This is a genomic window from Vibrio hangzhouensis (assembly GCF_900107935.1).
GTDB lineage: Bacteria > Pseudomonadota > Gammaproteobacteria > Enterobacterales > Vibrionaceae > Vibrio > Vibrio hangzhouensis.
This window is the reverse complement of the sequence record NZ_FNVG01000006.1, coordinates 1-24,544: the sequence shown is the minus strand read 5'-3', so window position 1 is coordinate 24,544 and position 24,544 is coordinate 1. Positions and strand designations below refer to the sequence as shown.

Sequence of the window (24,544 nt, the reverse complement as noted above, 5' to 3'; positions counted from 1 at the left end):
GCCCCGCAGGGTCGGCGGGGCTTTTATTTACATTTTAGTATTAGCAATCGCTTAATAAGGGGTCGATTATGAAAGTGGAAAATGGCATTCGAATCTTAGCTGGGACAATGGTCCTTATCTCATTACTACTAACAGTATACGTAAGCCATCATTTCGTCTGGTTTACGGTATTCATCGGATTAAATCTGATTCAAAGTGGATTCACTGGGTTTTGTCCACCGCGTAAACTGCTCCTCAAACTGGGTCTTAAGGAGTAGCGTTGGGCTAATTCAACTCTATGGTTACAGGGCAGTGATCACTCATTTGATATCCGAGCACCTGCTCTGTAGGCATAGGGTTTTGAATCGCAGTAGTACTTCCAACGTCCGGACTCACGATAATATGGTCAATCAGAGATCGAAATCGATGAGTTTTATCAGGGTTTTTACGCGACTTCACTTTACAGACAGCTTGAGTCTCCTTGGTGGTGAGACGAGGAGAGGAGGCGAGACCTTCGGTGATCGTTGTCCATAACCAGTCGCCGCGAAAAGCGAGGTTATGATTAAAATCACCTAGCACAATATACGACTCTCCTTGTCGCTCCATTTGTTTCAACCATTGGTTCAGTGTTTGTCCTTGCTGGGACAAAGTACGGCAAGATGAGGTGTTGGTGTACTTTCCGCTACACCCCGCTTTCAAATGAACAGACAGAAGATTGATGACCTGTCCTTGATGTTTAATCTGTACTGAACTGGCAAAACGCAAACGTTCGCCCTTTGTTAATGGGAAATCAGGGCGGTCTGTGACCTGTACGGTGTCCCGGATAGCAAATCCGGTGTATTGATTGATCTCTGAAAACTGTAACCTTTTGTTTGCGGGCAGTGCTCTGTCAGAGAGGTAAAACCGATAGCCTGAACCAACAACTTTCTGAATAGCCTCTATGCTGTCGACTTCCTGAAAAGCCAAAATGTCAGGAGACAGTGTAGAGTAATAATCAGAAAGGGCTTGAAAGTCCTCGGTCGAGCGTTGGCTTTGAGGGATCCTTTGCGAGGGAGTAATGGATAACCACTCAATGTTCCATGTCGATAAGGTTAACGCATAGCCAGTTGTAGGAAAAAGGCTTATAGCTAAAGCCACTAACGACATATTTTTTAAATAACAGATTAATCTAATCATCGGCCTTGAATTCTCATGAATCTTCTCCAGCCAATGTGCCGCAAGCCTTGCTAAAAAATCAACTTAAAATAGCTCATTTTTGCCATTTAATTTTGTTTTCATTCTATATGGGATCTAGTTCATCTAGATTGAATTCTTATTGTTCATCACCCTGCTTTTGTTGATCTACATCAATACTTTGGGTTGGTGCTTTTCGTTAAATACACCACAATATATTGTGTCAGAATAAAAAGTAACAACCCTATATAGTGTGTTTGTGGATAAGTCTGTGAGTATGCTAGGGGTAAGGAGAAAGGGTGAAAACAATCGTAATCAAGAGAGATGGCTCTCGTGCTCCGTTTACAAAGGATCGTATTGAAGCTGCTGTGGTAAGTGCGGCGGAACATGCAGATAAAGAGCTGGGAATCTACGCTAAAAATGTCGCTTTGGCGGTAGAGCTCAAACTGCAGGATTGCGAACACGTAGACATTCAAGAAATTCAGACTTTGGTTGAGAATGAATTGATGCAGGGACCGTATAAAGGTCTTGCTCGTTCTTATATCGAATACCGTCATGATCGTGACATTGCGCGTGAAAAGAAAAGTGCTCTGACAAAAGAGATCGAAGGCTTGATCGAAGAGAGCAATGCTGATCTTCTCAACGAAAACGCGAACAAAGACGGTAAAGTGATCCCGACTCAGCGTGATTTGCTAGCCGGTATTGTTGCTAAGCACTATGCGAAAACACGTATTTTGCCTCGTGACGTCGTTCAGGCGCACGATGTGGGCGACATTCACTATCATGATCTTGACTACGCACCTTTCTTCCCGATGTTTAACTGCATGCTCATCGATCTGCAAGGAATGCTGACCCATGGCTTTAAGATGGGTAATGCTGAAATTGATACCCCTAAATCTATTTCCACTGCAACGGCAGTAACGGCACAAATCATTGCGCAGGTAGCAAGCCATATCTACGGCGGTACAACTATCAACCGTATTGATGAAGTTTTAGCGCCGTACGTGACAGCCAGTTATGACAAACACCTGCAGATTGCAAAAGAGTGGGATATTCATGCTCCTGAGGACTTTGCGGCAGCAAGAACAGAGAAAGAGTGTTATGACGCATTCCAATCTCTGGAGTATGAAGTAAACACCTTGCACACAGCGAACGGTCAAACACCATTTGTCACTTTTGGTTTTGGTCTCGGTACAAGTTGGGAATCGAAGCTGATACAGAAATCCATTCTTAAGAACCGAATCGCGGGTTTAGGTAAAAACAGCAAGACAGCGGTATTCCCTAAACTGGTTTTCGCCATTAAAGATGGATTAAACCATAAGTCTGAAGATCCTAACTACGACGTTAAGCAATTGGCGTTAGAGTGCGCGTCTAAACGTATGTACCCGGACATCCTTAACTACGACAAAGTGGTAGAAGTTACCGGATCATTTAAGACGCCGATGGGTTGTCGTAGTTTCTTGGGTACTTACGAAGAAAATGGTGAGCTACAACATGAAGGTCGTAACAATCTAGGCGTTGTCAGCCTTAACCTGCCTCGTATCGCGATTAAAGCGAAGGGCAGTGTAGACAAGTTCTATGAGCTACTGGATGACCGTTTGACTCTTGCCCGTAAAGCATTAGAAACACGAATCAGCCGTCTTGAGAAAGTGAAAGCGCGTGTCGCCCCGATTCTCTATATGGAAGGTGCTTGTGGTGTGCGTCTAAAAGCAGATGATTCTATTGCACCAATCTTTAAAAACGGTCGTTCGTCTATCTCACTGGGTTACATTGGTATCCACGAAATGGTGACAGCGCTGTTTGGTAACGAAGTCCATATGTATGACGACAGCGAAATGCGCGAGATGGCGCTTAACGTTATCAAATACATGAAAAAAGTAGTAAACCAATGGGCTGAAGAGACCGGTTATGCGTTCAGTTTGTACGGAACACCAAGTGAAAACTTGTGCAGTCGTTTCTGTCAGATTGATACCAAAGAGTTTGGTGTGATTGAAGGTGTGACCGACAAAGGTTATTACACTAACAGCTTCCATCTCGATGTGCAGAAGAAAGTCAATCCATACGATAAAATTGATTTTGAAATGCCGTATCCAGAGGTCTCATCAGGTGGCTTTATTTGCTATGGCGAATTTCCAAACATGCAGCGCAACATCGAAGCGCTCGAAAATGTGTGGGATTACAGCTACAGTCGAGTACCTTACTACGGAACCAATACGCCTATAGATGAATGTTACGAATGTGGCTTCATGGGTGAGTTTGATTGTACCAGTAAAGGCTTTACTTGCCCTAAGTGTGGCAATCATGACTCAACTCGAGTGTCAGTAACGCGCCGAGTATGCGGCTATTTAGGAAGTCCTGATGCAAGACCGTTCAACTTCGGTAAACAAGAAGAAGTAAAGCGTCGCGTTAAGCACCTTTAATCAGCAAGAATAGAAACAGTAGAGAGACGCCAATGAATTATCATCAGTATCACCCCATCGACGTGGTTAATGGACCCGGTACGCGGTGTACTCTCTTCGTTTCTGGTTGCATTCATCAGTGTCGTGGTTGCTACAACCAGGCTACATGGTCATTGCATTCTGGCCATCTGTTTACACAGAACCTGGAAGACCAAATCATTGCTGATCTCAACGACACTCGTATAAAAAAACGGGGCTTATCGTTGTCAGGAGGGGATCCACTACATCCCGCGAATGTTGCAGCGGTGCTGAAGTTGGTTCAGCGAGTCAAGCGTGAGTGTTCTGGTAAAGACATCTGGCTGTGGAGCGGTTATCTGCTTGATGAGCTAACGTCCGAACAAAAAGAGGTGATTGATCTTGTTGATGTTCTGGTGGATGGTAAGTTTGAAAAGGATCTTGCGGATCCTGAGCTTGAATGGCGTGGTAGTTCTAATCAGGTGATACACCGATTCACAGACATTTAAGATATGAACTGAGGGGGCGTAATGCTCCCTTTTTTGTACACCTCGTTACATGACCAGTTATAACAAAACTATTTCAAAAATTTTAATCTAATGATAACGTGATGCCCATTACTTGAATTTCAAAGGGTTGTGACTTTCATGTTTTCCCAATTATCAGAGCCAGCGCTCGATCCTATTCTTTCTCTTTCCGTTGCTTATAGAAATGATACTCGTACCGACAAGGTTGACTTGGGTATCGGTGTCTACAGAAATAGCGAAGGTCAAACGCCAATAATGAAGGCAATCGCTGAAGCTCAGCGTATAGTTACCGCAGAACAACAGACAAAAGCCTATGTAGGTTTGGCTGGTTGCGAAGAATTCAATCAAAGTATCGCCAAAGTGGTATTCGGCGAAACCCCCATTTACGACCGAATGTCTGTAATTCAAACACCGGGCGCAAGTGGTGGTCTTCGAATGCTCGGTGATTTGCTGAATGTCGCGCAACCTGGAACGACGGTTTGGTTGTCTAATCCTAGTTATGTCAATCACAAACCGGTGATGGAAGCCGCTGGGCTAAACGTCAAATTCTATCGTTACTTCGACGTGGCCACTAAACAGGTGGACAGAGAGGCGATGCTGACGGATATCAGTCAGGCAGGCAAAGGTGATGTGGTGCTGCTACACGGTTGCTGCCACAACCCGACGGGTGCTGACATCTCTTTTGAAGATTGGAAAACCATCACTGAACTGAGTGTCAACAATGGCTTTGTTCCCTTTGTCGATGTTGCATATCAGGGTTTTGGTGATGGGTTAGAGCAAGATGCTTATGGGCTACGCTTTATGGCTGAAAATGTGGAAGAGATGTTGCTTACGACCTCTTGCTCTAAGAATTTTGGTTTGTACCGCGAGCGTACTGGTGCTGCCATTGTAATTGGTAAAAATGCCACAGAAGCGGCAAATGCAAAGGGAAAACTGCTGACCCTTGCTCGCGCGACGTATACGATGCCACCAGATCATGGAGCCGCACTGGTTAAAACTATCCTGGCAGATGAATATCTGACAAATATGTGGACGACTGAGCTGTCAGAAATGCAGCAACGTTTGGTCTCATTACGTGACGGGCTTTGTAAAGAACTGAAAAATACGCATTCTTCGAATGACTTTGACTTTATCATGTCTCACAAAGGCATGTTTACTGTGCTAGGATTTACACCAGAGCAGATGCAACGTCTTCGTAGTGAATTTGCCATTTACGGTGTTGACGATGGTCGCATTAATATTGCTGGATTATCTGAGACTCAATTACCGTATGTAGCTAATGCGTTGGCGGCGGTCAGTCAGTAATCAATACAAGTTGGCGATGAGCCATTTAAACAATCAGACAATAATAAAGGTGAATGAATGAAATCGTGGAAAGTGATTTTACCACTGATGTTAAGTGGTGGCTTGGTTGCATGTTCTACAACGCAAACTGAGCCAGTGAGTCCGCCACAAACTGAGCAACCTTCTCAAGAAATAGAGGTTGCTAAAAAAGAAACAGACAAAGTTGCTACTGAAGCAGAAAAAAAAGAACCTGTAGTTGAAGAGGTGAAATCAGAGCCAGTAGTAGAAACTAAGCCCGAAGAAAAGCCCGAAATCAAGCCGGAAGAACCTGCCGCAAAACCCGCTCCGGTAAAAACTGAGGAAGGGAAGCTTATTCTGGGTGAGCAGGAATATGTTCGCCTTGTGGATATGAAGGTTACAACAAAAGCACGCATTGATACTGGTGCGACAACTTCTTCATTAAGTGCAGTTGACATCGTACCCTTTGAGCGAGATGGAAAAGACTGGGTGAAATTTAAAGTTAAGCACAATGGTGTCGAGTCTAAAGAGATGAGCATGCCTGTTGAGCGATGGGTTAAAGTCAAACAGTCTAGTTCAGAAGAGAGTGATAAGCGTGCTGTGGTTTTATCAGTGATCAAGATTGGTGATATGACAAGTAAGACAGAGTTTACACTTGCAGACAGAACTCACTTGAAATACCCAGTGCTACTCGGACGCAGTTTCTTTAGGGATATTGCGGTTGTCGACGTCGGTCGCAAGTACGTCCAGCCAAAACCATCGAGTAAATAACAAAAAATGGCTTTCTGAGAGGAAAGCCATTTTTTTACTCATAATTCTACGCTAAGGCGTTAGAACTCAAATCTGACGGACATTTCTACTTGAGGCCCGTAGACACCACCGTCTTTCACATTTGCCCCTAGTGACAACGCGTCGGTAGAGTGGAAACGCGCGCCTGCGCTCCAGATAAACACGGTTTTATCACGACGGTTCAGCATACCAATGTGGCCGTTCGCTTCAACGTTTTGAAGCAGCCAGATACGGGAACCAATATTAAACTCGGACATAAATTCACTATTAAACTTCTCATCCTCTTTGGTTTTTACGTTGTGAACCAGAAGTTGCCCATACGCGTCAGCGAATTGTCCGATTGGACCATTGAATCCAATACCGCCGGCAATATCCCAGTCGCCTTCAAAACGACTGTCAGCTCGGGCGACAAAGTGGGTATTTGATGTAAAAAAGGTGGTGAACTCTGTACCAATTGTACCGGGGTTGGCTCCAAGGCGCACTTGAAAGGAATTGTAATTAAAATTGTTAGCGTGAACCAACGCTGGGGCGACGACTGCCATGGTTAACAGGGCAGTACGGCTTGCTTTACCTAGCATGAGAACTCCGTGATAAATTGGATTCGACATAGTCTCTATAAATGGATTTGTCCAGTATATAGAAAAATGGCCTGCAAGATACAGACCATTTTAACTTATGTCGTGATTTTCCTTACATTATTTGAATGTGCTCTACCTCAATTTCTGGCGTATTACCCCCTTCATACTCACCAAAAATACGGATTTTGGTCTCGTTATTGATGGGAGAGGATAGTCGGATGTCATCGAGTTCAACTTGGATCTCTGCACTACCATCACTGAAGATAAACTTGTCTCCTTTGAGCTGCCTGACCAAATACCCGTCAACGATAACGTGTTTCTCGGTAAACATACTCGTATCAGCGAGAAGATCAGTTATAGATGCTGTTTCCACTGGACCGGTGTAAACAATGCCTCCGGTTTGGTGGTCTCGATGTCCGCCGTCTTTGGCCAGCACGAGTGTTGGTGTAAGTACGAGTGCTGCGACAAGAGTTAAGGCTGTTTTTTTCATGGTGATGTTCCTTTATAGCTTGTTAGGTAGGTCAACAGGACTCATTACACCAGTCGCTAACTTAACGAATGCTGAGGTGAGTATTCATTTTCAATTCAGGAAATTTTCGATGGGTGATTATTTGGGTCTTGTCGACAAAAAAGGTAAACTAACCAAAGACTTCTTAGATACATGAGACAACATGCTCCTCACTTCAAAAGCGTTAATGGTTCAGGGCACCACTTCCGATGCCGGTAAAAGTGTGCTGGTGGCAGGACTGTGCCGGGTATTGGCAAGGAGGCGGATTAAGGTTGCCCCTTTTAAATCGCAAAACATGGCATTAAACAGTGCCGTCACTCAGGATGGTGGTGAGATAGGTCGTGCTCAAGCGGTTCAGGCTCAAGCTGCTGGTGTTGAAGCGACTGTCCATATGAATCCGGTGTTAATCAAACCTAATTCAGATGTTGGGGCTCAGATTATCATACAGGGCAAAGCCTACGCCAACATGGATGCGACGGGTTTCCATGATTATAAAAAAACGGCAATGCCATATGTTCTGGACTCGTTTTCCAAACTGACCAAAGAGTTTGATGCGATCATGATAGAGGGAGCCGGGAGCCCCGCCGAAATTAACTTGCGAGAGAATGACATCGCTAACATGGGCTTTGCGGAGGCGGCAGACGTTCCTGTGATCATTGTTGCTGACATCGACAGAGGCGGCGTTTTTGCCCATTTGTATGGGACGCTTGCACTGCTATCCCAATCAGAACAGGACCGCGTAATCGGATTCGTGATCAATCGCTTTCGTGGAGATATCTCGCTGCTCGAATCTGGCCTTGATTGGTTGGAAAAAAAGACGGGAAAACCTGTAATAGGGGTGTTGCCCTATATCCATGGCCTCAATATTGAAGCTGAAGACGCAATCAACGCCAGTCAAACGGTATCAAAGAACAGTAAACTTAACGTAGCGGTTCCCGTTCTAACCCGTATTAGCAATCACACCGACTTTGATGCACTGCGATTACACCCTGATATTGACTTCCGATATGTGGGTAAAGGTGAAAGCATTGGTAGTGCAGATTTAATCATTCTACCGGGAACAAAATCGGTCCGTGATGATCTTGCGTATCTACGGGAGCAGGGTTGGGACAAAGAACTGCTAAGACACTTACGTTTTGGTGGTAAAGTTTTAGGTATTTGCGGCGGTTTTCAGATGTTAGGTAAGTCCATTCATGATCCCCTAGGCATTGAAGGTATTGCGGGCTCTAGCAAAGGACTTGGCCTTTTGGACGTTGTGACCGAATTGCAGCCTGAAAAACAATTAACCAATATGAGTGGGACATTCACCCTCAACGATAAAACCGTCCCAGTGAAGGGTTATGAAATTCATGCGGGACAATCCACAATTAACAGTCATCAACCTCTTGTTTTTAGTGGTGGTGCTAAAGATGGTGCGATTAGTGAAGACAATCAAGTCATTGGCACCTATCTTCATGGCATACTTGACAGTCCAGAGTTTATCACTGTATTGGCAGACTGGGTTAACGGTGAGTCGCTCAGTCATTTTTCCATCGAAGAAGAAAAAGAACAGGCGCTGGATACCATTGCTGATGCGATAGAGAACCATCTGGATTTACACCAATTATGGCCAGACTTAAGGTTAAAGGTTTGATGAAGACGTTTTTATTGACCGCATTGGTGACGCTGTCACCTTTTGCGTTTGCCAATAAGCTACATGTATATGCGGCTGCTTCGATGACTAATGCAGTAGACGCGCTAACAATGGAGTTCAAGCAGAACAGTCACTATGATGTGTCCACGGTCTATGGCGGTTCTTCGTCAATTGCACGTCAGGTGTCACTAGGGGCACCTGCTGATATTTTTATATCTGCAAACACCCGATGGGTCGATTATTTGGTAGGAACGGGGATCGTCAGTGAAGATCGTATCGTTGACATTGCACGAAATAAGCTCGTTTTAGTCACCAATAAATCGCGTCAGATAACTGACAATTTTGATATCACTTCACAACAAGAGTGGTTGAGGACCCTCGGGGATGATCGGCTTGCCGTCGGAACTGTGACTTCAGTTCCTGTTGGTATATATAGCAAGCAGTCTCTAGAATCACTGGGTGTGTGGCCAGTTGTGCGTTCGAAGCTTGCGCCGGTGAGTAATGTTCGACAGGTTTTGGCTCTCGTGGAGCGGAATGAAGTACCGCTTGGGGTGGTTTATCAAACGGATGTGATGGCCAGTCATCAGGTCAAGGTAGTCGCAGAGTTTCCCGGCAACAGTCATGAGCCGATCGTGTATCCTATGGTTGCACTGAATCAGGAACCACACTCAGAAGCATTTGCAGCGTTTGTACAGTCCAACAAGGGGCAGGAGATCTTGAAGCACTTTGGCTTTGTCGTCGGTAAGAGTGTTCAATAATATTATGCTAACAGAATATGAAATACAGGCATTACTACTCAGTCTTAAGGTGGCAGCAGTTGCTCTGGTCTGGTTGATACCTATTGGACTTTTTCTCGCCTGGCTATTGAGCAAAAAGGAATTTTTGGGAAAGAGTATTCTTGACAGTCTTGTTCACCTTCCTTTGGTATTGCCGCCCGTTGTCATTGGCTATTTATTACTTGTTTCGATGGGAAGACAAGGCTTTGTTGGGCGCTTTATTTATGAACTGACGGGCATCAGCTTCAGCTTCAGCTGGCGAGGGGCGGTGCTAGCATGCATGATTGTGTCTTTGCCGCTTATGGTTCGTTCTATCAGGCTGTCAATGGATAGCGTGGATAACAAACTCGAACAAGCAGCCCGTACATTAGGCGCTTCATCCATAAAAGTTTTCTTTACCATTACGCTTCCTTTGGTAATACCAGGAGTGATTAGTGGCACGATGTTGTCTTTTGCCAGAAGTTTGGGGGAGTTTGGTGCGACCATCAGTTTCGTATCTAACATACCTGGTGAAACGCAAACTATTCCGTTGGCTATGTATAATTTTCTGGAAACACCGGGGGCAGAGGATGCAGCTATGCGTTTGTGTATTATCTCAATTCTAATCTCACTAGCTTCGCTCTACTTTGCTGAAGGATTAAACCGCTGGATGAGCCATAGATTGGGTGTGGCAAAATGACTGAGATTCGTATAGACGTTACCAAGCAATTTTCTGACAAAGCCTTTCAGTTGAAGGCGAAGCTTCCTGCAAGGGGAATTACGGCAATATTTGGGCGTTCCGGTGCAGGTAAGACAACACTAATTAATTTAATCAGTGGTTTGGTTCAGCCAGATGCCGGCGTGATTGAAGTCGCTGACCGCTTATTGTTTGACTCTGAGAATGGCATCAATGTGGCGATCGAAAACCGTCAGGTGGGCTATGTGTTTCAGGACTCGCGGTTATTTCCCCATATGACCGTGAAACGTAATTTGTGTTACGGCGTCACTAAGTTCTGCCAGCAGCATTTCTCAGAAATCGTTACATTGTTAGCAATTGAGGAATTATTAGGCCGATACCCATCAAGTTTATCTGGTGGTGAAAAACAGCGCGTGGCAATAGGCAGGGCGTTACTCAGCAAACCTCAGATTTTACTGATGGATGAACCTCTTGCTTCTTTGGATATTTCCAGAAAGCGAGAACTCATGCCATTTTTAGAGAAGCTCTCTTCCTCGGTTGATATCCCAATACTGTATGTAACTCATAGTCTTAATGAGATATTACGTCTGGCTCAGAATATGGTGGTTATTGAGGATGGTCAGGTTGAGCTGTGCGATACGATTGAACGAGTATGGAGCTCCAACATCATGCAGTCATGGCAATCGTTCTCTGAAAAAAGCTCGCTATTCAAAGGTGAAATTGTTGAGCAAAATCGCTATTACGGTCTTACCAAAGTCGCATTAACACCGAAGCACTATCTGTGGGTCCAACATACAGAAGGCATTGTCGGGGAGAATGTAAGGCTCAGAGTCCGGGCTAATGACGTGTCTATCGCGCTTGAACGTCCACAAAAAACGTCAATCCGCAATGTTTTATCCTGTGTTGTCAAATCGATAAATCTTGGTGGTAAAGGGACGTCTCGTCAGAGTGTTGAAGTCGTACTGGAACTCACAAATTACCAACAATTACTCGCGACAGTAACGCAGTGGGCTATTGATGATCTTGAATTGGAGGTCGGGCAAAAGGTCGTGGCGCAGATAAAGGGTGTCAGTGTTTCTCAAAAAGACGTTGCATTAGAACCTCAGTTTTAAAAAGAGCCACTAATGTGGCTCTTTTTAAAAACTATTTTTTTTCGAACACTTCTTTGAAGTCACGTTTCAAAATTGCATCTCTGCGAGCTTTTTTGATCTGCTTAACCATATCTTTGATGCAGTTCTGCAGAACTTTATCAAGCAATTGTGCACGATAGTCTTCTTTCTCTTCGTCGTTCATGTCCGCCGGGAAGTCCATCGTTGTGAATTCTTCCATTGCGCTTACCCCAGCGAATGCCTGGCTGACTGAGATTAATGCATGGAACTGCTCAAAGTTATCAAGAATGTTTTGAGCACTTGCTGGTAAAGCATCCCACGCTTCACGAACGGCTTCTTCCGTTACTTCGTGAATAGATACCACCATGTTGTGTAGTTCTTCAGGCACCTCATCAAATTGAATTACCTGACGTAATTCAGGTGATACCAACTCTAGATCAACTTTGGTTGACTCGTTATTTTGTGTCTCAGACATAGATATTTCTCAATAAACAATGTTTGCTAATACAAGGAAAAGCATCAGAAAACCCAATGATAATCTAACTTGGCGCTAAAATCCTCCTTATTGTTGGGCAAATCAAGGTAAACAATGCGTTATAATCCCAAAAATGTGGGATTGAGTGAATAATGTTCTAATATGTGATATACCTGAATGATTAAGGCAGGCTATGTAGAGGCAAGGAAGCTTATGATATCTATGGATTCTTCAATGAGAATTCTTCTTGTAGACGATGCGCAGTTAGAACGCATGCAGTTGCAGATACGCCTTAAGCAACTCGGCCATCATGTAGAGGTCGCTGCCAGCGGTCGTGAAGCGTTGGCAATCTATCCAGATTTTGATCCTGAATTAATTCTCCTTGATATCTCAATGCCCGAAATGGACGGCTTTCAGGTAGCAGCAGAAATTCGTCGCCGCTATCAAGCTGACTGGATTCCGATCATTTTTCTGAGCAGTCATGACGAACCAGAGATGATCGCAAAAGCGATCGAAGCGGGCGGGGATGATTATCTGGTTAAGCCCGTTAACAAAATCGTTCTGCAATCCAAATTAGTGGCGATGCAAAGAATTGCTCATATGCGTAGAGAGCTCAAGCAGGCGAGTGCCCAACTGGAAGAAGCCAATCGAGCTTTATTGCATCAGGCGAATGAAGATGGCCTGACCAAGCTATTTAATCGACGATATATGGACAAGAAACTGTCGGAGCTTATTCACTGGCATGGCAGGCACCAAATGCCTCTCTCTGTCATATTGATGGATGTTGATCATTTTAAAGCCTTCAATGACAACTATGGGCACACAGAAGGGGATCAATGTTTAATTCATATCGCCCAATATCTGGATGGATTGTTTACAAGGAGTGGTGAGTATGTGGGTAGATATGGTGGCGAGGAGTTTGTGATTCTCCTTGGAAAGTGTGGCATCGAAGAGGCCGAAGAACATGCTGCCCGCGTTCGGGAAGGCGTTAGTCAATTGGGTATTCCTCATGAATACTCACCGACAGCCGACGCAGTGACGTTGTCACTTGGTGTCTCCTCAATGATTCCAGAAGGGAATGAAACTATAAATGAACTGTATGAAAAAGCTGACAAGCTGTTGTATCAGGCGAAACGAACTGGGCGAAATCGCTATGTTACAGCTCTTGAGAGCGACTTCCTGAGTACACTAACTTAGAATTGCCCGTCTATTATTCAGCAGGCTCTCACCGTAAGAGCTTGCTCTTTGAAAAAACTCTCTTTCTGTCAAATAGACTACTATTACAAAGTGTTACTCCAAAGACCTGGTCTGCGCTTTATTATGGTCAGATGAACTATCCAGCTGTAAAAGGAACTGTGTGTCTACTTCCAGAACTATACTCCTTGTCGGTATATGTGCCGTGTCTACGCAAGTTCAGGCAAACCCCTTGTTTCGTGACATTTTTGAAGAGGACTTTGCCGCTGCGATCATTCTGACTGACAGCAATGCCTTGACCCTTGGCTTTAAAGATTTTGATCCTAATACATTGCTCAATATTGATAATGAGAACATTGGCTCGAAAGAAGCACTGGATCTAAGGAAGAACATTGCTGTTTCATCTCTACCGTTGACGTTTTCACTCAGGAACAACAATGATTTTCAACAGCGTGGCGTCGTACGCTTTTCCGCACTTAAGATTGAAGATGAAATATTGGAGAGCCCAGATAATCACACTAAGTATGTTTTGGGTGTGTTTTCTGGCTATGAGCAAGATATTCGCTTCAGTGAGCATTGGCAATTCCAAACGGGTGTAGGCGTCCACCTACAATACTTACATAGTAATTATGACTTTAACTCGGAACTCTCAAAACTGTTTCAACCTTTCATTGATGGCAAGGTTGTTAACACCTCAGCCTGGGCTGCGAATTTCCACCCTAAAATCGGGTTCAATTATGAAAACCGAAAGCGCTGGGGCGATGTGAAGTTCCAGTCCTCGTTTAACTATTTTACCGGGGTTGGCTGGGGAAAGGCGAATGATGGCGATGTAGGCACGCCTGAAGGGTGGTATTGGTCTAATGAAGCTAAGCTGTTTTATGATGTCGCCGACTGGGGAAGGTCAATTCAAACTGTTTATACCAGTTTACGTAGAGTGGATATTGGCGGTGACACTCTTGGCGTTCTTGGAGCCAGTCATTACTACGAAGGTACAGTTGGGTGGCTAATGACGCCACCATTCCATATACAGTTTGTTGATAATGTGGGGATCGGATTAAGTGTTAACTACGGCAGTGCATTGAAAGGTGGGAGCATCGTTCTTTTCTTTAATCAGGAATGAGCTTACCTAGCACATTGTACCTGATTTCGGCCTTTTTCTTTGGCTAGATACAGCGCTTTGTCGGCTTTCTTTAGTACTTCATCTGGATTTCGCGTGGTTTTACTGTCTGCCGCTCCAATACTTACGGTCACACTAACGGTAGAACCATTTTTGTCGCTAACGCGGTTTTTTGCGCCCTTTTTGTGATTGTCTGGACGTTGTGTCGTATCTCTGAGCACCATTTCGTAGTCGGCAATTTCTTTACGCAATTGTTCCAGAAGTACTTTACTGTCTTTTGCGGTTTTGCCTTTAATCAGAATGGTAAATTCCTCACCACCATATCGGTAGACTTTTGCGTTACCACCAACCCCAAGCATACGGGAGGCGACCAGTTTCAGTACATCATCTCCGGTATCGTGCCCATAGGTATCATTAAACTTTTTGAAGTGGTCCACATCTAGCATTGCAATTGTAAACTTACGTCCTAAGTGTTTCATATCCATTTCCAGAGCGCGTCTACCAGGAATGTTAGTCAGGCGATCATTAAAAGCCATTTGATGACTGGCTGAGATGACATAAATGATGACCAGTATTCCGGCGAGTGAAAATAATGTGCTCGATATATGGGGAACGTGGAAGAAAATAAAGGTGCTACTAGCGAGAAATATACTGGAATACACGACGGCATCGATTGGCCGATTGTAACTAAGTAGGAAAATACCCGTTGCGCCCGTAACAGCAAGGCTATACAGCACTAAGATCAGCGGAAGGCGGGATATTTCAGGGATTGCTATAAGCAGATCCTGGTCAAATCCGGTGAAGCCTCCGGTATAAAAGTGGGTCAGGATCAGGTAGCTCCACAATAAGAAGCTGGTAACGATAATGACAAATATATACATGCTTCTATCATTAACGCCCGTGTCAGGGAATAAGAATGCCAGACAGCAAGCAACGGGGAGCAAAAAGCATAGCAATGACAGTTCTAAAAGCGTTGTACCGGTTGTTAAAGGACTTTGCAGGCGCAACTGTATGACACCATAAGCAATTAACATAGACAACGCGACCATAGCGATGCGGGACTGTTTAAAAGTATGGCTCAAAGCAAAAGCGGTACTAAACAGAATATAGGGTAAGTTTGTGACGAAACCGGAATTTGCCTGAGTCGCAGCAATAATATGGGTTACGCTGCTAAGAACGCACGCCATAATGAGAATAGGAATAAACAACCTAAACAGAGTTGTGCTAGCAAAAGATGTCGACATTAAAAATATGACTCAAGTACTTCATAATGGTTGATAGTTCAATGCATTAGGATACGATAATTTGATGTTTTGCCAAGTGTTTTGTTAATAATACGTTCAAAACCCGTGACGCTTTTTCAAAGCGAACATACAACGAATATCACACTTAGTCCGAATGCCACATTCAACGTCTATGATGGATTCAGGATAAAATTCTCCACGATTCTGTAATCAAAGTTCACTTTCCGTGCTCTGGCGGTTGACCCTTCCATTTAAAGCCTACAACATGATGTAAGATCTGTAGCATAAGAGGTAACTAAAGTGGGATTCTTCTCAAAATTATTTGGTGGCGGTAAACCTGTGGAAGCCAAAACGACAGAACCTGTCGAATACAAAGGGTTCCTGATATATCAGGAGTCCATTGCTGAAAATGGTCAGTATCGTATCGCGGGTCGAATCACCAAAGAGATAGAAGGTGAGCTGAAAGAGCACCGTTTTATTCGCTCCGACGTAGTGGGTAATGAAGCGGATGCAAACGACCTGATGCTCAAGAAAGCGCAGATGTTTATAGACCAGATGGGTGACAGTATTTTTTAGTACCCATTTATTGATGAGAATTTACTCTGGAAAGACCAGTATCAGTTAATTGAATAAATTGATGTTGGTCATCTGCTTGCAGTAATTATTGTCATAATATGACCTACCTACACGAAATTCGTCTATAAATGAGTAATATACTACTGGTATGACCTCTAAATGTCAGGTTTGGCGTGGTTTTTTTACTAGATCTACCTGTTTAAAAGTCATTACTTTCAGTTATATGTAATGAAATATTGTCTTTTTATTACAAAATGCTTGATGTTATGAATTTCGTTGGTTAAAAAAGAACAATACTTCTGCCAATAGTTAAGGAACAGCTATGCAAATTGGTGTGCCAAGAGAAACACTCGCCGGAGAAACGCGAGTTGCTGCGACGCCCAAGTCGGTTGAGCAGCTATTAAAGTTGGGATTTGATGTCTCAATTGAATCGCAAGCTGGTTCGCTTGCAAGTTTTGATGATGCAGCATACGTTGCCGCGGGAGCGACAATCGCTACATTAGACGAGGTTTGGAATTCCGACCTGGTCCTCAAAGTGAATGCGCCTAACGATGATGAAATCGCGGCCCTGAAAGATGGTGCGAGCTTAGTCAGCTTTGTTTGGCCTGCTCAAAATCCAGAATTGATGGAAAAGCTTTCTAGCAAGAACATCAATGTGATGGCGATGGATTCAGTGCCGCGTATTTCTCGTGCACAGGCTCTTGATGCACTGAGCTCAATGGCAAACATTGCGGGTTATCGTGCGGTTGTTGAAGCGGCACACGAGTTTGGTCGCTTCTTTACTGGTCAAATTACGGCTGCAGGTAAAGTGCCGCCAGCAAAAGTATTGGTCGCCGGTGCTGGTGTAGCTGGTCTTGCTGCAATTGGCGCTGCGGGTAGCCTTGGTGCGATTGTTCGCTCTTTCGACGTTCGTCCTGAAGTAAAAGAACAAGTCGAATCAATGGGTGCAGAATTCCTTGAGGTTGATTATCAGGAGAATTCAGGCTCAGGTGACGGCTACGCAAAAGAAATGTCCGATGAATTCAACAAAAAAGCGGCTGAGCTCTACATGGAGCAAGCCAAAGACGTTGATATCATCATCACTACAGCACTTATTCCTGGACGCCCGGCACCAAAGCTTGTAACCAAGGAAATGGTTGATGCGATGAAGCCTGGTAGTGTTATTGTCGATCTCGCAGCAGCGAATGGCGGTAACTGTGAGTACACTGTCGCTGACAAAGTTATTACGACAGACAATGGCGTTAAGGTAATTGGTTATACCGACATGGTTGGTCGTCTGCCAACTCAATCTTCTCAACTTTATGCGACGAACCTTGTAAACCTTCTTAAGCTTCTATGTAAAGAAAAAGACGGTAACATTGACATCGACTTCGAAGATGTCGTTTTGCGTGGTGTTACTGTCGTTAAAGAGGGTGAAGTAACATGGCCGGCACCACCGATTCAAGTATCTGCTCAGCCTGCGCCACCTAAGCAAGAGCAACCTATTGCTGAGAAGAAAGAAGAAGAGCCTGTTTCACCAGTCAAGAAATTGATCGGTCTGGCAGTAGGTGTAGGTGCCTTTGGCTGGGTTGCGTCTGTCGCACCAGCAGCTTTCCTTTCTCATTTTACGGTCTTCGTATTGGCTTGTGTTGTTGGTTATTACGTGGTTTGGAATGTTACACACGCGCTCCATACTCCGCTTATGTCGGTAACAAACGCTATCTCGGGCATTATTGTAGTAGGTGCCTTATTGCAAATCGGACAAGGTCACGGTGTTGTGTCTGTCTTGTCGTTTATTGCTGTGTTGATCGCGAGTATCAATATTTTCGGTGGTTTCACTGTAACCAAGCGCATGCTTGAAATGTTCCGCAAAGATAGATAGGGAGTTACAATGTCTGCAGGATTAGTACAAGCAGCTTACATTGTAGCTGCATTATTTTTCATTATGAGTTTGGCTGGATTGTCTAAGCAAGAGTCGGCGCGTAACGGTAACTACTACGGTATTGCTGGTATGACGATTGCGCTTATTGCAACGATATTCAGCCCAGAAGCGCAAGGCTTTGCCTGGATCATAATTGCAATGGCCATTGGTGGTGCTATCGGTATTTTCTACGCGAAACGTGTTGAAATGACGGAGATGCCAGAACTGGTTGCCATCCTTCATAGTTTTGTTGGTCTAGCTGCCGTATTGGTTGGCTACAACAGCTATATCGATGCTCCGGAAGCTGCAACACATGCTGAACATGTTATTCACCTGGTTGAGGTTTTCCTTGGCGTCTTCATCGGTGCTGTAACCTTTACCGGTTCGATTGTTGCGTTTGGTAAATTACGTGGCGTTATCTCTTCTTCACCGTTGAACATTCCACACAAGCACAAGTGGAACCTGGCAGCAATCGTTGTTTCGACGCTGTTGATGGTTTACTTTGTTAAAGCTGATGGCAGTATGCTTGCTCTTATTGTTATGACGCTGATTGCTTTTGTGTTTGGCTATCACCTTGTCGCATCAATCGGTGGTGCGGACATGCCAGTCGTTGTATCAATGCTTAACTCATATTCTGGTTGGGCAGCAGCGGCAGCGGGTTTCATGTTAGCCAACGATCTGTTGATCGTGACTGGTGCTCTCGTTGGTTCTTCAGGTGCAATTCTTTCCTACATCATGTGTAAAGCGATGAACCGCTCTTTTATCAGTGTTATCGCTGGTGGATTTGGCCAGGAAATTGTAATTTCAGATGATGAAGAGCAGGGTGAACACAGAGAAACCAATGCTGAAGATGTTGCTGATATGCTCAAGAACAGCAAGTCAGTGATCATCACTCCGGGATACGGTATGGCGGTGGCTCAAGCTCAATACCCGGTGCATGAAATCACTGAAAAGCTCCGTGCTCAAGGCGTCGAAGTACGATTTGGTATTCACCCGGTAGCGGGTCGTTTACCAGGTCATATGAACGTTCTTCTGGCGGAAGCAAAAGTACCATACGATATCGTATTAGAAATGGACGAAATCAACGATGACTTTAGTGAAACAGATACGGTTCTGGTTATCGGTGCTAACGATACGGTTAACCCTGCTGCACTAGAAGATCCAAACAGCCCAATCGCTGGTATGCCAGTACTTGAAGTTTGGAATTCTCAGAACGTAATCGTATTTAAACGTTCTATGAATACGGGTTATGCTGGTGTTCAGAACCCATTGTTCTTTAAAGAGAATACCTCTATGTTGTTCGGTGATGCGAAAGAGTCGTGCTTGCACATTCTAGAGCACCTTTAATAGCATTTCGAAGTTGTAACAAAAGCCTGCGTCGAGCAGGCTTTTTTTTGCCTGACATTTGGTTGATAACTTTTGTTTATAAAGCATATAACTTAATGGCACGATTAAGGTTGATAAACTGCGCACGACAAAAACGCTGATATCAGCTTAAATTCGACCTTAGGGGGAGACGTGCACATGATGAGAACCATTTTATTTGCTGCTTTGTGCGCAATGTTGATCTTGGTAGGTTCAATTAACTACGTACGTGACTCTAAGCAGTACTATGCTGCACACCTCGAATCTTTAGAGCGTATAAACCACGTACTGAAGAGCAATCATGATGATTGCACGGCGCTTAATGCCAGGGATGTAAATTCTCTTTATCCTATGAACAGTGATGAGTATAGGGTTTGTATTGACCCAGGTTATCTGACTGCGGATAGTCTTCTCCGACAAAAACGAACGAAAGAACTGAAGTTAGCCAAACTGAAAGGTAGAATAGGAAGTCTCTTCAGTTAATAACTCAAGCAACATAAAAATGGTCATCTAAAGCTAACCTTTTTGCCTGCTATTTAGTCAACTTACCAATATTTAACAAAATAATTGCGTGCACTTGGCGTAGTTCTTACCGATAATGTGTAAAACTTCATTGCAATCTCGAACCATACAAGAAAACTCGTTTGAAGAAATTAGCGTACTCAATATTAATATCAATACCACTCGGTTTTGCTTCTTCAGCAATGGCGGAGTCTTTACCAGAACGTATAGATAAATTTGTAAGCTATTTTGATTACGAGCAAGCAACCGCATCCTATGATATCCGTGTAATTCAGGCTGATTATCCTACTCAGTTACTCACCCCTGTCTCTATGCTTCCTCAAACGAGCAAGTATCCTTTGAAGGAAATTCAGCAGTTATACCGCTTGGCGGAGAACTGCAGTGGAACACTACCACTGAGCCCGTTGATCACTGAACCGTTAGTCTTTACCAGAGCGATGTGTGGAGGACGAGAGTTATCGACCAAGTGGTTTGCACGCAGCGGTTTAATCCATCCTGGCGGTGGAACATACGCTGCACGCTACATTACTAGATACCCTGATAAAAAAGAAGAACTGCAAAAGTTCATGCATATCAAGGAACGTGAACTGGCTCCACCTGGATCATTGCTTGGCCGCCTTCAAGTAATGGATGAACCTACCGTGATTTCGTTAATCAAAGGTTCATCTATGTTTGTTGAAAACGAAGAGATGTGGCTAAGGAGAGGGGATGTTTACTATCTTTTCACATCGGCTACCTGGAACACTAATGCAAAAGAGGCTGGGCTCAGTTTTAAACTCGCGGCACAAACCACGACCTGTTTTGTTCAAAGAGGTAACCTCTGTTGGGAAGTGGAGGATCATTCCGACATATTAAGAATTAGCATGATCAGTTTGATCATTGCAAACATCCTACTGGTTATTGGTTGGGCAATCTACCGCTGGAATACCAAACGACAGGAAATGAGAAGTCGTATGCTAGTGTTACAGATCCTGACACACGAACTTCGTACTCCTATTGCGAGTCTGTCGCTCACTGTGGAGGGTTTTAGGCGAGAATTTGAGCACTTGCCAGAAACTGTATATGATGAGTTCAGAAGACTTTGTGAAGACACAAGGCGTTTACGGCAACTGGCTGAGGCCAGCAAAGACTATCTGCAATCAGATAATAAGCCGTTAGCGACGGAATGGCTGCCTTCCGTTCAGGACTGGTTAAGCTTTAAAGCCGAAGAAGAGTTTGAAGCTGACGTAAAATTGACTATTAATCAGGATGTAGCAGCTAAAATCAACATATATTGGTTAGGAACATGTATCGATAACTTGATACGAAATGCGATTAAGTATGGTGTAGCCCCTGTAAGTTTGAATGTTGTGACTTCCTCAAATTCACTAAGAATCGAAGTCATAGACAATGGACAATTAACTGCAAAGGACTGGCGAGAGCTTAGAAAGCCATTTGTAAGTAAGGCGGGCTTAGGTCTAGGCCTTACTATAGTAGAATCCATGGTAGGTCGAATGGGGGGCAAGATGTCCCTAGTTGGACCACCGACAACATTTATTTTGGAGATACCTTGTGAAACAGACACTGCTACTTGTTGAAGACGACAAGAATCTAGCTGACGGACTTTTAGTTAGTTTGGAGTTGGCGGGTTATCACTGCCTACATGCTGAACTGATCTCTCAAGTCGAGCAGCATTGGGAAGAAGCAGACTTGGTAATTCTCGATAGACAGCTACCTGATGGTGACTCGGTAGAGCATCTTGCTGGCTGGAAGAAGATCAAAGATGTACCTGTCATTTTGTTGACGGCGTTAGTAACGGTAAAAGACAAAGTGACCGGTTTAGATGCAGGTGCGAACGACTACCTCACTAAACCATTTGCCGAAGCAGAACTATTTGCCCGTATCCGTGCTCAGCTCAGAGCACCTGAAGCGGAAACTGAAGACGCTAGTAAAGTGACCACAGAAAGTCTGGTTATTGATAAAGCGACCCGCGAAGTAAACTACAAAGGGGAGTTTATTACCCTGACACGTACTGAGTTTGACTTGTTATTGTTCCTTGCAAGCAACTTAGGCCGAGTGTTCACCCGTGATGAATTGCTCGACCACGTTTGGGGTTACAACCACTTTCCAACAACTCGTACTGTTGATACCCACGTACTTCAACTTAGACAGAAGTTACCTGGACTTGAAATTGAAACATTACGTGGTGTTGGCTACAAAATGAAAGGCTAATGTCAAAAGCGTCTAAAATGTTTGCGCTTGCGCTCTTGTCGGCATCAGCTTCCGTTGGTGCCGACTGGTTCGAAAACAATACTACGATTACCCAAGCGCATCGTCACCTCCTTAACAGTGATCTGGAATCCATGTTTCAATCGTTGGTCGAAGAGTGGCAACAACAACCTTCGAGGAGTATCAAAACTCATATCAACCGCTTGTTTCTGCAATCTCTAGAAGTGGATTGTGGAAAGGGTTACTCATCGAAACCACTTCCCGATTGGTTAAAGTCTGTGGTAATTCGCCAACAAAGTATCCAAAGTCCGGGAAGAGATACGTATCTTTCTGCGATCGAACTGGATTCTCAACGCGTGATTTCAGATATTAGCCTGAAGAAGTGGGTAGACCGTAGAGTTTCTAGCGACAATGAGTTCTATGTCAACTCGCTAGGTGACACTGTAACTAATGAAGCGACCTATGGTATCCGTTATAATCTTACGTCTCCACTCGAGGTGGGTCTATACCGCCTAGATGTACAGTTACAGGATGGTGAAAAGTGGAGTCAATGGTTGATCTTCACTGACAATGCGTTGAAACAAACAGTTCGTTGGGCTTCAAAAGACAAATGGAAAATCGAAAAGAACGCTTTGCTCAATCAATACTGTCCTTTACCTAAACTTGAGGTAGGACTGTATGACTACATACGTGGCAAGTATACTCAGGTATGGGCGAAAGAATATGAATCGGACTATCCGACGTCGCTTGAAACAGAAAACATTCCACCTGAACGTTATGTTTTGGCAGTTTCAATGAAACAAAGCCGCTGGCAGGGACCCATTTTATTCGAAAGGGCACAAATCATTAGTAAAACGTTTGATGTGTCTGATGATGATTGATGAATAGACCACGTTTTTAAGCGAAACCATTAAAGAATCTATGGATAACGCCGTTAACACCTACACAAAGGATTAACGGCGTTATTTTTTAGATGAAAACCAAAATCAAATTACTCTCTTTAGTCATGCTTTCCGTACCTGGCTCAGTTGTTGCCTCGACACTTGCAATTGATGCGCGTGGTGATGCGATGGGCGGAACGGGAGTCGTATCGGCTACTTACCTGACTGCCCCTTTTTATAACCCGGCTCTTACAGCCATATATCGACGTAATGATGACGCAGGCATGTTGATTCCGAGTCTGGGCGTTAGTTACAACGATGAAGACAAGATGCTGGACAAAATCGAGAATGTAATGAACTCGCCTAGTGAAGCGGGACTGAACGAACTGAACGGAACACAGGCGAAAGTTGATTTTGGAGGCGCGGTCGCATTTGGTATTCCTAATCGTCTTATTGCGGCGAATATATTTGGCAAGGCGTACGTTGAGAACATCGCAACACCGGATATTGATACGACCGGAAGTGACCCGGTTGATAAAGCTCAGCGTTCTGCTGTAAAGACGGCGTCAGTGGCAGTGACTGAAGTGGGTGTGTCCTTGGCGAAATATCAAACACTATTCGGTCAGCACCTTTCCTTTGGCATTACACCCAAGCTACAGAGAATTTACACTTATACATCAGTGAGCTCGTTGAATGATTTTAGTCTAAGTAACATTCGTGAAAACGCTTTAGGTGAAACCGCCTTTAACCTGGACGCAGGTGCGCTATGGTTTCATGGACCATTTCGTGTAGGTTTTTCGGCAAAAAATATGTTGTCGCGAAACATTCAAACGGACAGTGGCGTTGTAAATGTCGGTGGAAGGACTATTGAATATGGATATGAATACCAACTACAACCGCTTTACACAGTAGGTGGAGGATTTGTTGCCGACTACTTCCAGTTGTCTGTTGATTATGACATTAATACGGAAAAGAAGTTTACCCAGTTTGATGATGATGTCCGTATGCTAAGAGCAGGTGTTGAAATTGACCTTTTACGACAAATCCAGTTGAGGGGAGGTTATATGAAAAACATGGCCCGTGACTCAGAAGGTACGATAACGGCAGGTATTGGCCTATCACCATTGAACATTATTGAACTGGCTATTGCGGCGAGTTATACCTCACCGCAAGCAATGGGTGCATCGATCAACTTCCTGGCGACATACTAAACGTCGTTTCAGTTTGCTTGCTGCTGTAAATAGTTTATAGTCCCAGCATTATTTAGTTTCCGTTTTTGTGGAGGACGACATGTTTGATGATTTATCCCTAAGTCATGAAGAGCAACAGGCAGCGGTCGAGCGAATCCAAGAGTTGATGAAGCAGGGCATTAGTACTGCACAGGCCATTAAAATTATTGCTGAAGAAATTCGCAAGGAAAAATCGGCCCAACAATCCTAACTGCATTATTCACATCAAATAAAACACACAAAAGCCCTCGTTCGAGGGCTTTTTTTTAACCCATGTACCGTCCTAAATAAGGTTGACACATTTCCAACATGAAATTGGAGAGTGTTATGAAATCAACAAGTAAACGCACCCAAAGAGACTATTCTCTT

At 44.1% G+C, this 24,544-nt stretch carries 24 protein-coding genes; 19 read left to right on the top strand and 5 right to left on the bottom strand.

Annotated elements, in window-relative coordinates; all coding sequences use genetic code 11:
• Positions 1 to 68 precede the first annotated feature (68 nt).
• Positions 69 to 257 carry a YgaP family membrane protein gene (locus C4S60_RS07800; RefSeq protein WP_103879787.1) on the top strand — a complete coding sequence of 63 codons (189 nt, stop codon included), beginning with the start codon at positions 69 to 71 and terminating at the stop codon, positions 255 to 257.
• A gap of 7 nt (positions 258 to 264) precedes the next feature.
• Here the strand turns inward: C4S60_RS07800 and C4S60_RS07795 are convergent, their stop codons facing one another.
• Positions 265 to 1,125 carry an endonuclease/exonuclease/phosphatase family protein gene (locus C4S60_RS07795; protein WP_244183067.1) on the bottom strand — a complete coding sequence of 287 codons (861 nt, stop codon included), beginning with the start codon at positions 1,123 to 1,125 and terminating at the stop codon, positions 265 to 267.
• Between the two features lie 326 nt (positions 1,126 to 1,451).
• On the opposite strand from C4S60_RS07795, the gene nrdD reads away from it, so the two are divergent.
• The 4 genes from nrdD to C4S60_RS07775 all read left to right on the top strand — a co-directional run bounded on the left by nrdD (position 1,452) and on the right by C4S60_RS07775 (position 6,166).
• Positions 1,452 to 3,572, top strand: coding sequence for an anaerobic ribonucleoside-triphosphate reductase (gene nrdD, locus C4S60_RS07790; protein WP_103879785.1), 2,121 nt, complete (start codon positions 1,452 to 1,454; stop codon positions 3,570 to 3,572).
• Between the two features lie 32 nt (positions 3,573 to 3,604).
• Positions 3,605 to 4,075 (top strand): anaerobic ribonucleoside-triphosphate reductase-activating protein, encoded by a 471-nt coding sequence (nrdG, locus tag C4S60_RS07785; protein ID WP_103879784.1) that lies wholly within the window; start codon positions 3,605 to 3,607, stop codon positions 4,073 to 4,075.
• 138 nt (positions 4,076 to 4,213) lie between these two features.
• Positions 4,214 to 5,398 carry an amino acid aminotransferase gene (locus C4S60_RS07780; protein ID WP_103879783.1) on the top strand — a complete coding sequence of 395 codons (1,185 nt, stop codon included), beginning with the start codon at positions 4,214 to 4,216 and terminating at the stop codon, positions 5,396 to 5,398.
• Positions 5,399 to 5,455: 57 nt separating this feature from the next.
• Positions 5,456 to 6,166, top strand: coding sequence for an ATP-dependent zinc protease family protein (locus C4S60_RS07775; RefSeq protein WP_103879782.1), 711 nt, complete (start codon positions 5,456 to 5,458; stop codon positions 6,164 to 6,166).
• Between the two features lie 59 nt (positions 6,167 to 6,225).
• Here C4S60_RS07775 and C4S60_RS07770 read toward each other — a convergent pair whose 3' ends face one another.
• Together C4S60_RS07770 and C4S60_RS07765 are read right to left on the bottom strand one after the other, a co-directional pair.
• Positions 6,226 to 6,762 (bottom strand): hypothetical protein, encoded by a 537-nt coding sequence (locus tag C4S60_RS07770; RefSeq protein WP_103879781.1) that lies wholly within the window; start codon positions 6,760 to 6,762, stop codon positions 6,226 to 6,228.
• Positions 6,763 to 6,874: 112 nt separating this feature from the next.
• Positions 6,875 to 7,252: a YgiW/YdeI family stress tolerance OB fold protein gene (locus C4S60_RS07765; protein WP_103879780.1), complete on the bottom strand. Its 378-nt coding sequence runs from the start codon at positions 7,250 to 7,252 to the stop codon at positions 6,875 to 6,877.
• A 181-nt stretch (positions 7,253 to 7,433) separates the two neighbouring features.
• Here C4S60_RS07765 and C4S60_RS07760 point away from each other — a divergent pair, with 181 nt between their 5' ends.
• Genes C4S60_RS07760 through modC form a run of 4 tightly spaced genes read left to right on the top strand, consistent with a single transcriptional unit; the run spans position 7,434 to position 11,467 of the window.
• A complete protein-coding gene (locus tag C4S60_RS07760; RefSeq protein ID WP_103879779.1) occupies positions 7,434 to 8,903 on the top strand; it encodes a cobyric acid synthase in 1,470 nt (489 codons plus the stop codon).
• Positions 8,903 to 9,661, top strand: a complete 759-nt coding sequence (gene modA, locus C4S60_RS07755; RefSeq protein WP_103879778.1) for a molybdate ABC transporter substrate-binding protein — start codon at positions 8,903 to 8,905, stop codon at positions 9,659 to 9,661. Before C4S60_RS07760 ends, modA begins: the two co-directional genes overlap by 1 nt.
• 4 nt (positions 9,662 to 9,665) lie before the next feature.
• Positions 9,666 to 10,358, top strand: a complete 693-nt coding sequence (modB, locus tag C4S60_RS07750; protein ID WP_103879965.1) for a molybdate ABC transporter permease subunit — start codon at positions 9,666 to 9,668, stop codon at positions 10,356 to 10,358.
• Positions 10,355 to 11,467: a molybdenum ABC transporter ATP-binding protein ModC gene (gene modC / locus C4S60_RS07745; RefSeq protein ID WP_103879777.1), complete on the top strand. Its 1,113-nt coding sequence runs from the start codon at positions 10,355 to 10,357 to the stop codon at positions 11,465 to 11,467. The genes modB and modC overlap by 4 nt, the downstream gene beginning before the upstream one ends.
• Before the next feature lie 31 nt (positions 11,468 to 11,498).
• Here the strand turns inward: modC and C4S60_RS07740 are convergent, their stop codons facing one another.
• A complete protein-coding gene (locus C4S60_RS07740) occupies positions 11,499 to 11,939 on the bottom strand; it encodes a DUF3069 domain-containing protein (RefSeq protein ID WP_103879776.1) in 441 nt (146 codons plus the stop codon).
• Between the two features lie 234 nt (positions 11,940 to 12,173).
• Here C4S60_RS07740 and C4S60_RS07735 point away from each other — a divergent pair, with 234 nt between their 5' ends.
• Positions 12,174 to 13,136 carry a GGDEF domain-containing protein gene (locus C4S60_RS07735; RefSeq protein WP_208623255.1) on the top strand — a complete coding sequence of 321 codons (963 nt, stop codon included), beginning with the start codon at positions 12,174 to 12,176 and terminating at the stop codon, positions 13,134 to 13,136.
• Positions 13,137 to 13,296: 160 nt separating this feature from the next.
• Complete coding sequence (locus C4S60_RS07730) at positions 13,297 to 14,253, top strand: Solitary outer membrane autotransporter beta-barrel domain (RefSeq protein ID WP_103879774.1); 957 nt, start codon at positions 13,297 to 13,299, stop codon at positions 14,251 to 14,253.
• Positions 14,254 to 14,255: 2 nt separating this feature from the next.
• Here the strand turns inward: C4S60_RS07730 and C4S60_RS07725 are convergent, their stop codons facing one another.
• Positions 14,256 to 15,494 carry a GGDEF domain-containing protein gene (locus C4S60_RS07725; protein ID WP_103879773.1) on the bottom strand — a complete coding sequence of 413 codons (1,239 nt, stop codon included), beginning with the start codon at positions 15,492 to 15,494 and terminating at the stop codon, positions 14,256 to 14,258.
• Between the two features lie 300 nt (positions 15,495 to 15,794).
• Here C4S60_RS07725 and C4S60_RS07720 point away from each other — a divergent pair, with 300 nt between their 5' ends.
• The 8 genes from C4S60_RS07720 to C4S60_RS07680 all read left to right on the top strand — a co-directional run bounded on the left by C4S60_RS07720 (position 15,795) and on the right by C4S60_RS07680 (position 24,386).
• Positions 15,795 to 16,070: an HlyU family transcriptional regulator gene (locus tag C4S60_RS07720; RefSeq protein WP_103879772.1), complete on the top strand. Its 276-nt coding sequence runs from the start codon at positions 15,795 to 15,797 to the stop codon at positions 16,068 to 16,070.
• Between the two features lie 322 nt (positions 16,071 to 16,392).
• Positions 16,393 to 17,931, top strand: a complete 1,539-nt coding sequence (pntA, locus tag C4S60_RS07715; RefSeq protein WP_103879771.1) for a Re/Si-specific NAD(P)(+) transhydrogenase subunit alpha — start codon at positions 16,393 to 16,395, stop codon at positions 17,929 to 17,931.
• 9 nt (positions 17,932 to 17,940) lie between these two features.
• On the top strand, positions 17,941 to 19,317 hold the full coding sequence (gene pntB, locus C4S60_RS07710; protein WP_103879770.1) for a Re/Si-specific NAD(P)(+) transhydrogenase subunit beta: 1,377 nt from the start codon (positions 17,941 to 17,943) through the stop codon (positions 19,315 to 19,317).
• 722 nt (positions 19,318 to 20,039) lie between these two features.
• A complete protein-coding gene (gene vxrA, locus C4S60_RS07700; protein ID WP_244183066.1) occupies positions 20,040 to 21,434 on the top strand; it encodes a sensor histidine kinase VxrA in 1,395 nt (464 codons plus the stop codon).
• Entirely contained in the window at positions 21,409 to 22,068 is a 660-nt protein-coding gene (gene vxrB / locus C4S60_RS07695; protein WP_103879767.1) for a response regulator transcription factor VxrB, read from the top strand. Before vxrA ends, vxrB begins: the two co-directional genes overlap by 26 nt.
• Positions 22,068 to 22,946 carry a DUF2861 family protein gene (locus C4S60_RS07690; protein ID WP_103879766.1) on the top strand — a complete coding sequence of 293 codons (879 nt, stop codon included), beginning with the start codon at positions 22,068 to 22,070 and terminating at the stop codon, positions 22,944 to 22,946. The genes vxrB and C4S60_RS07690 overlap by 1 nt, the downstream gene beginning before the upstream one ends.
• Before the next feature lie 92 nt (positions 22,947 to 23,038).
• Entirely contained in the window at positions 23,039 to 24,157 is a 1,119-nt protein-coding gene (locus tag C4S60_RS07685) for a conjugal transfer protein TraF (protein WP_103879765.1), read from the top strand.
• A 79-nt stretch (positions 24,158 to 24,236) separates the two neighbouring features.
• The gene (locus tag C4S60_RS07680; protein WP_103879764.1) at positions 24,237 to 24,386 is read left to right on the top strand and encodes a YoaH family protein; all 150 of its coding nucleotides are present in this window, start codon (positions 24,237 to 24,239) and stop codon (positions 24,384 to 24,386) included.
• Positions 24,387 to 24,544: the final 158 nt, after the last annotated feature.

What these genes read in the sequence shown, in the direction of transcription:
- C4S60_RS07800 (WP_103879787.1), top strand. Translation starts at nt 69, where the DNA reads ATGAAAGTGGAAAATGGCATTCGAATCTTAGCTGGGACAATGGTCCTT.
- C4S60_RS07795 (WP_244183067.1), bottom strand. Translation starts at nt 1,125, where the DNA reads ATGTCGTTAGTGGCTTTAGCTATAAGCCTTTTTCCTACAACTGGCTAT.
- nrdG (WP_103879784.1), top strand. Translation starts at nt 3,605, where the DNA reads ATGAATTATCATCAGTATCACCCCATCGACGTGGTTAATGGACCCGGT.
- C4S60_RS07780 (WP_103879783.1), top strand. Translation starts at nt 4,214, where the DNA reads ATGTTTTCCCAATTATCAGAGCCAGCGCTCGATCCTATTCTTTCTCTT.
- C4S60_RS07775 (WP_103879782.1), top strand. Translation starts at nt 5,456, where the DNA reads ATGAAATCGTGGAAAGTGATTTTACCACTGATGTTAAGTGGTGGCTTG.
- C4S60_RS07770 (WP_103879781.1), bottom strand. Translation starts at nt 6,762, where the DNA reads ATGCTAGGTAAAGCAAGCCGTACTGCCCTGTTAACCATGGCAGTCGTC.
- C4S60_RS07765 (WP_103879780.1), bottom strand. Translation starts at nt 7,252, where the DNA reads ATGAAAAAAACAGCCTTAACTCTTGTCGCAGCACTCGTACTTACACCA.
- C4S60_RS07760 (WP_103879779.1), top strand. Translation starts at nt 7,434, where the DNA reads ATGCTCCTCACTTCAAAAGCGTTAATGGTTCAGGGCACCACTTCCGAT.
- modA (WP_103879778.1), top strand. Translation starts at nt 8,903, where the DNA reads ATGAAGACGTTTTTATTGACCGCATTGGTGACGCTGTCACCTTTTGCG.
- modB (WP_103879965.1), top strand. Translation starts at nt 9,666, where the DNA reads ATGCTAACAGAATATGAAATACAGGCATTACTACTCAGTCTTAAGGTG.
- modC (WP_103879777.1), top strand. Translation starts at nt 10,355, where the DNA reads ATGACTGAGATTCGTATAGACGTTACCAAGCAATTTTCTGACAAAGCC.
- C4S60_RS07740 (WP_103879776.1), bottom strand. Translation starts at nt 11,939, where the DNA reads ATGTCTGAGACACAAAATAACGAGTCAACCAAAGTTGATCTAGAGTTG.
- C4S60_RS07735 (WP_208623255.1), top strand. Translation starts at nt 12,174, where the DNA reads ATGAGAATTCTTCTTGTAGACGATGCGCAGTTAGAACGCATGCAGTTG.
- C4S60_RS07725 (WP_103879773.1), bottom strand. Translation starts at nt 15,494, where the DNA reads ATGTCGACATCTTTTGCTAGCACAACTCTGTTTAGGTTGTTTATTCCT.
- pntA (WP_103879771.1), top strand. Translation starts at nt 16,393, where the DNA reads ATGCAAATTGGTGTGCCAAGAGAAACACTCGCCGGAGAAACGCGAGTT.
- pntB (WP_103879770.1), top strand. Translation starts at nt 17,941, where the DNA reads ATGTCTGCAGGATTAGTACAAGCAGCTTACATTGTAGCTGCATTATTT.
- vxrA (WP_244183066.1), top strand. Translation starts at nt 20,040, where the DNA reads ATGGCGGAGTCTTTACCAGAACGTATAGATAAATTTGTAAGCTATTTT.
- C4S60_RS07690 (WP_103879766.1), top strand. Translation starts at nt 22,068, where the DNA reads ATGTCAAAAGCGTCTAAAATGTTTGCGCTTGCGCTCTTGTCGGCATCA.
- C4S60_RS07685 (WP_103879765.1), top strand. Translation starts at nt 23,039, where the DNA reads ATGAAAACCAAAATCAAATTACTCTCTTTAGTCATGCTTTCCGTACCT.
- C4S60_RS07680 (WP_103879764.1), top strand. Translation starts at nt 24,237, where the DNA reads ATGTTTGATGATTTATCCCTAAGTCATGAAGAGCAACAGGCAGCGGTC.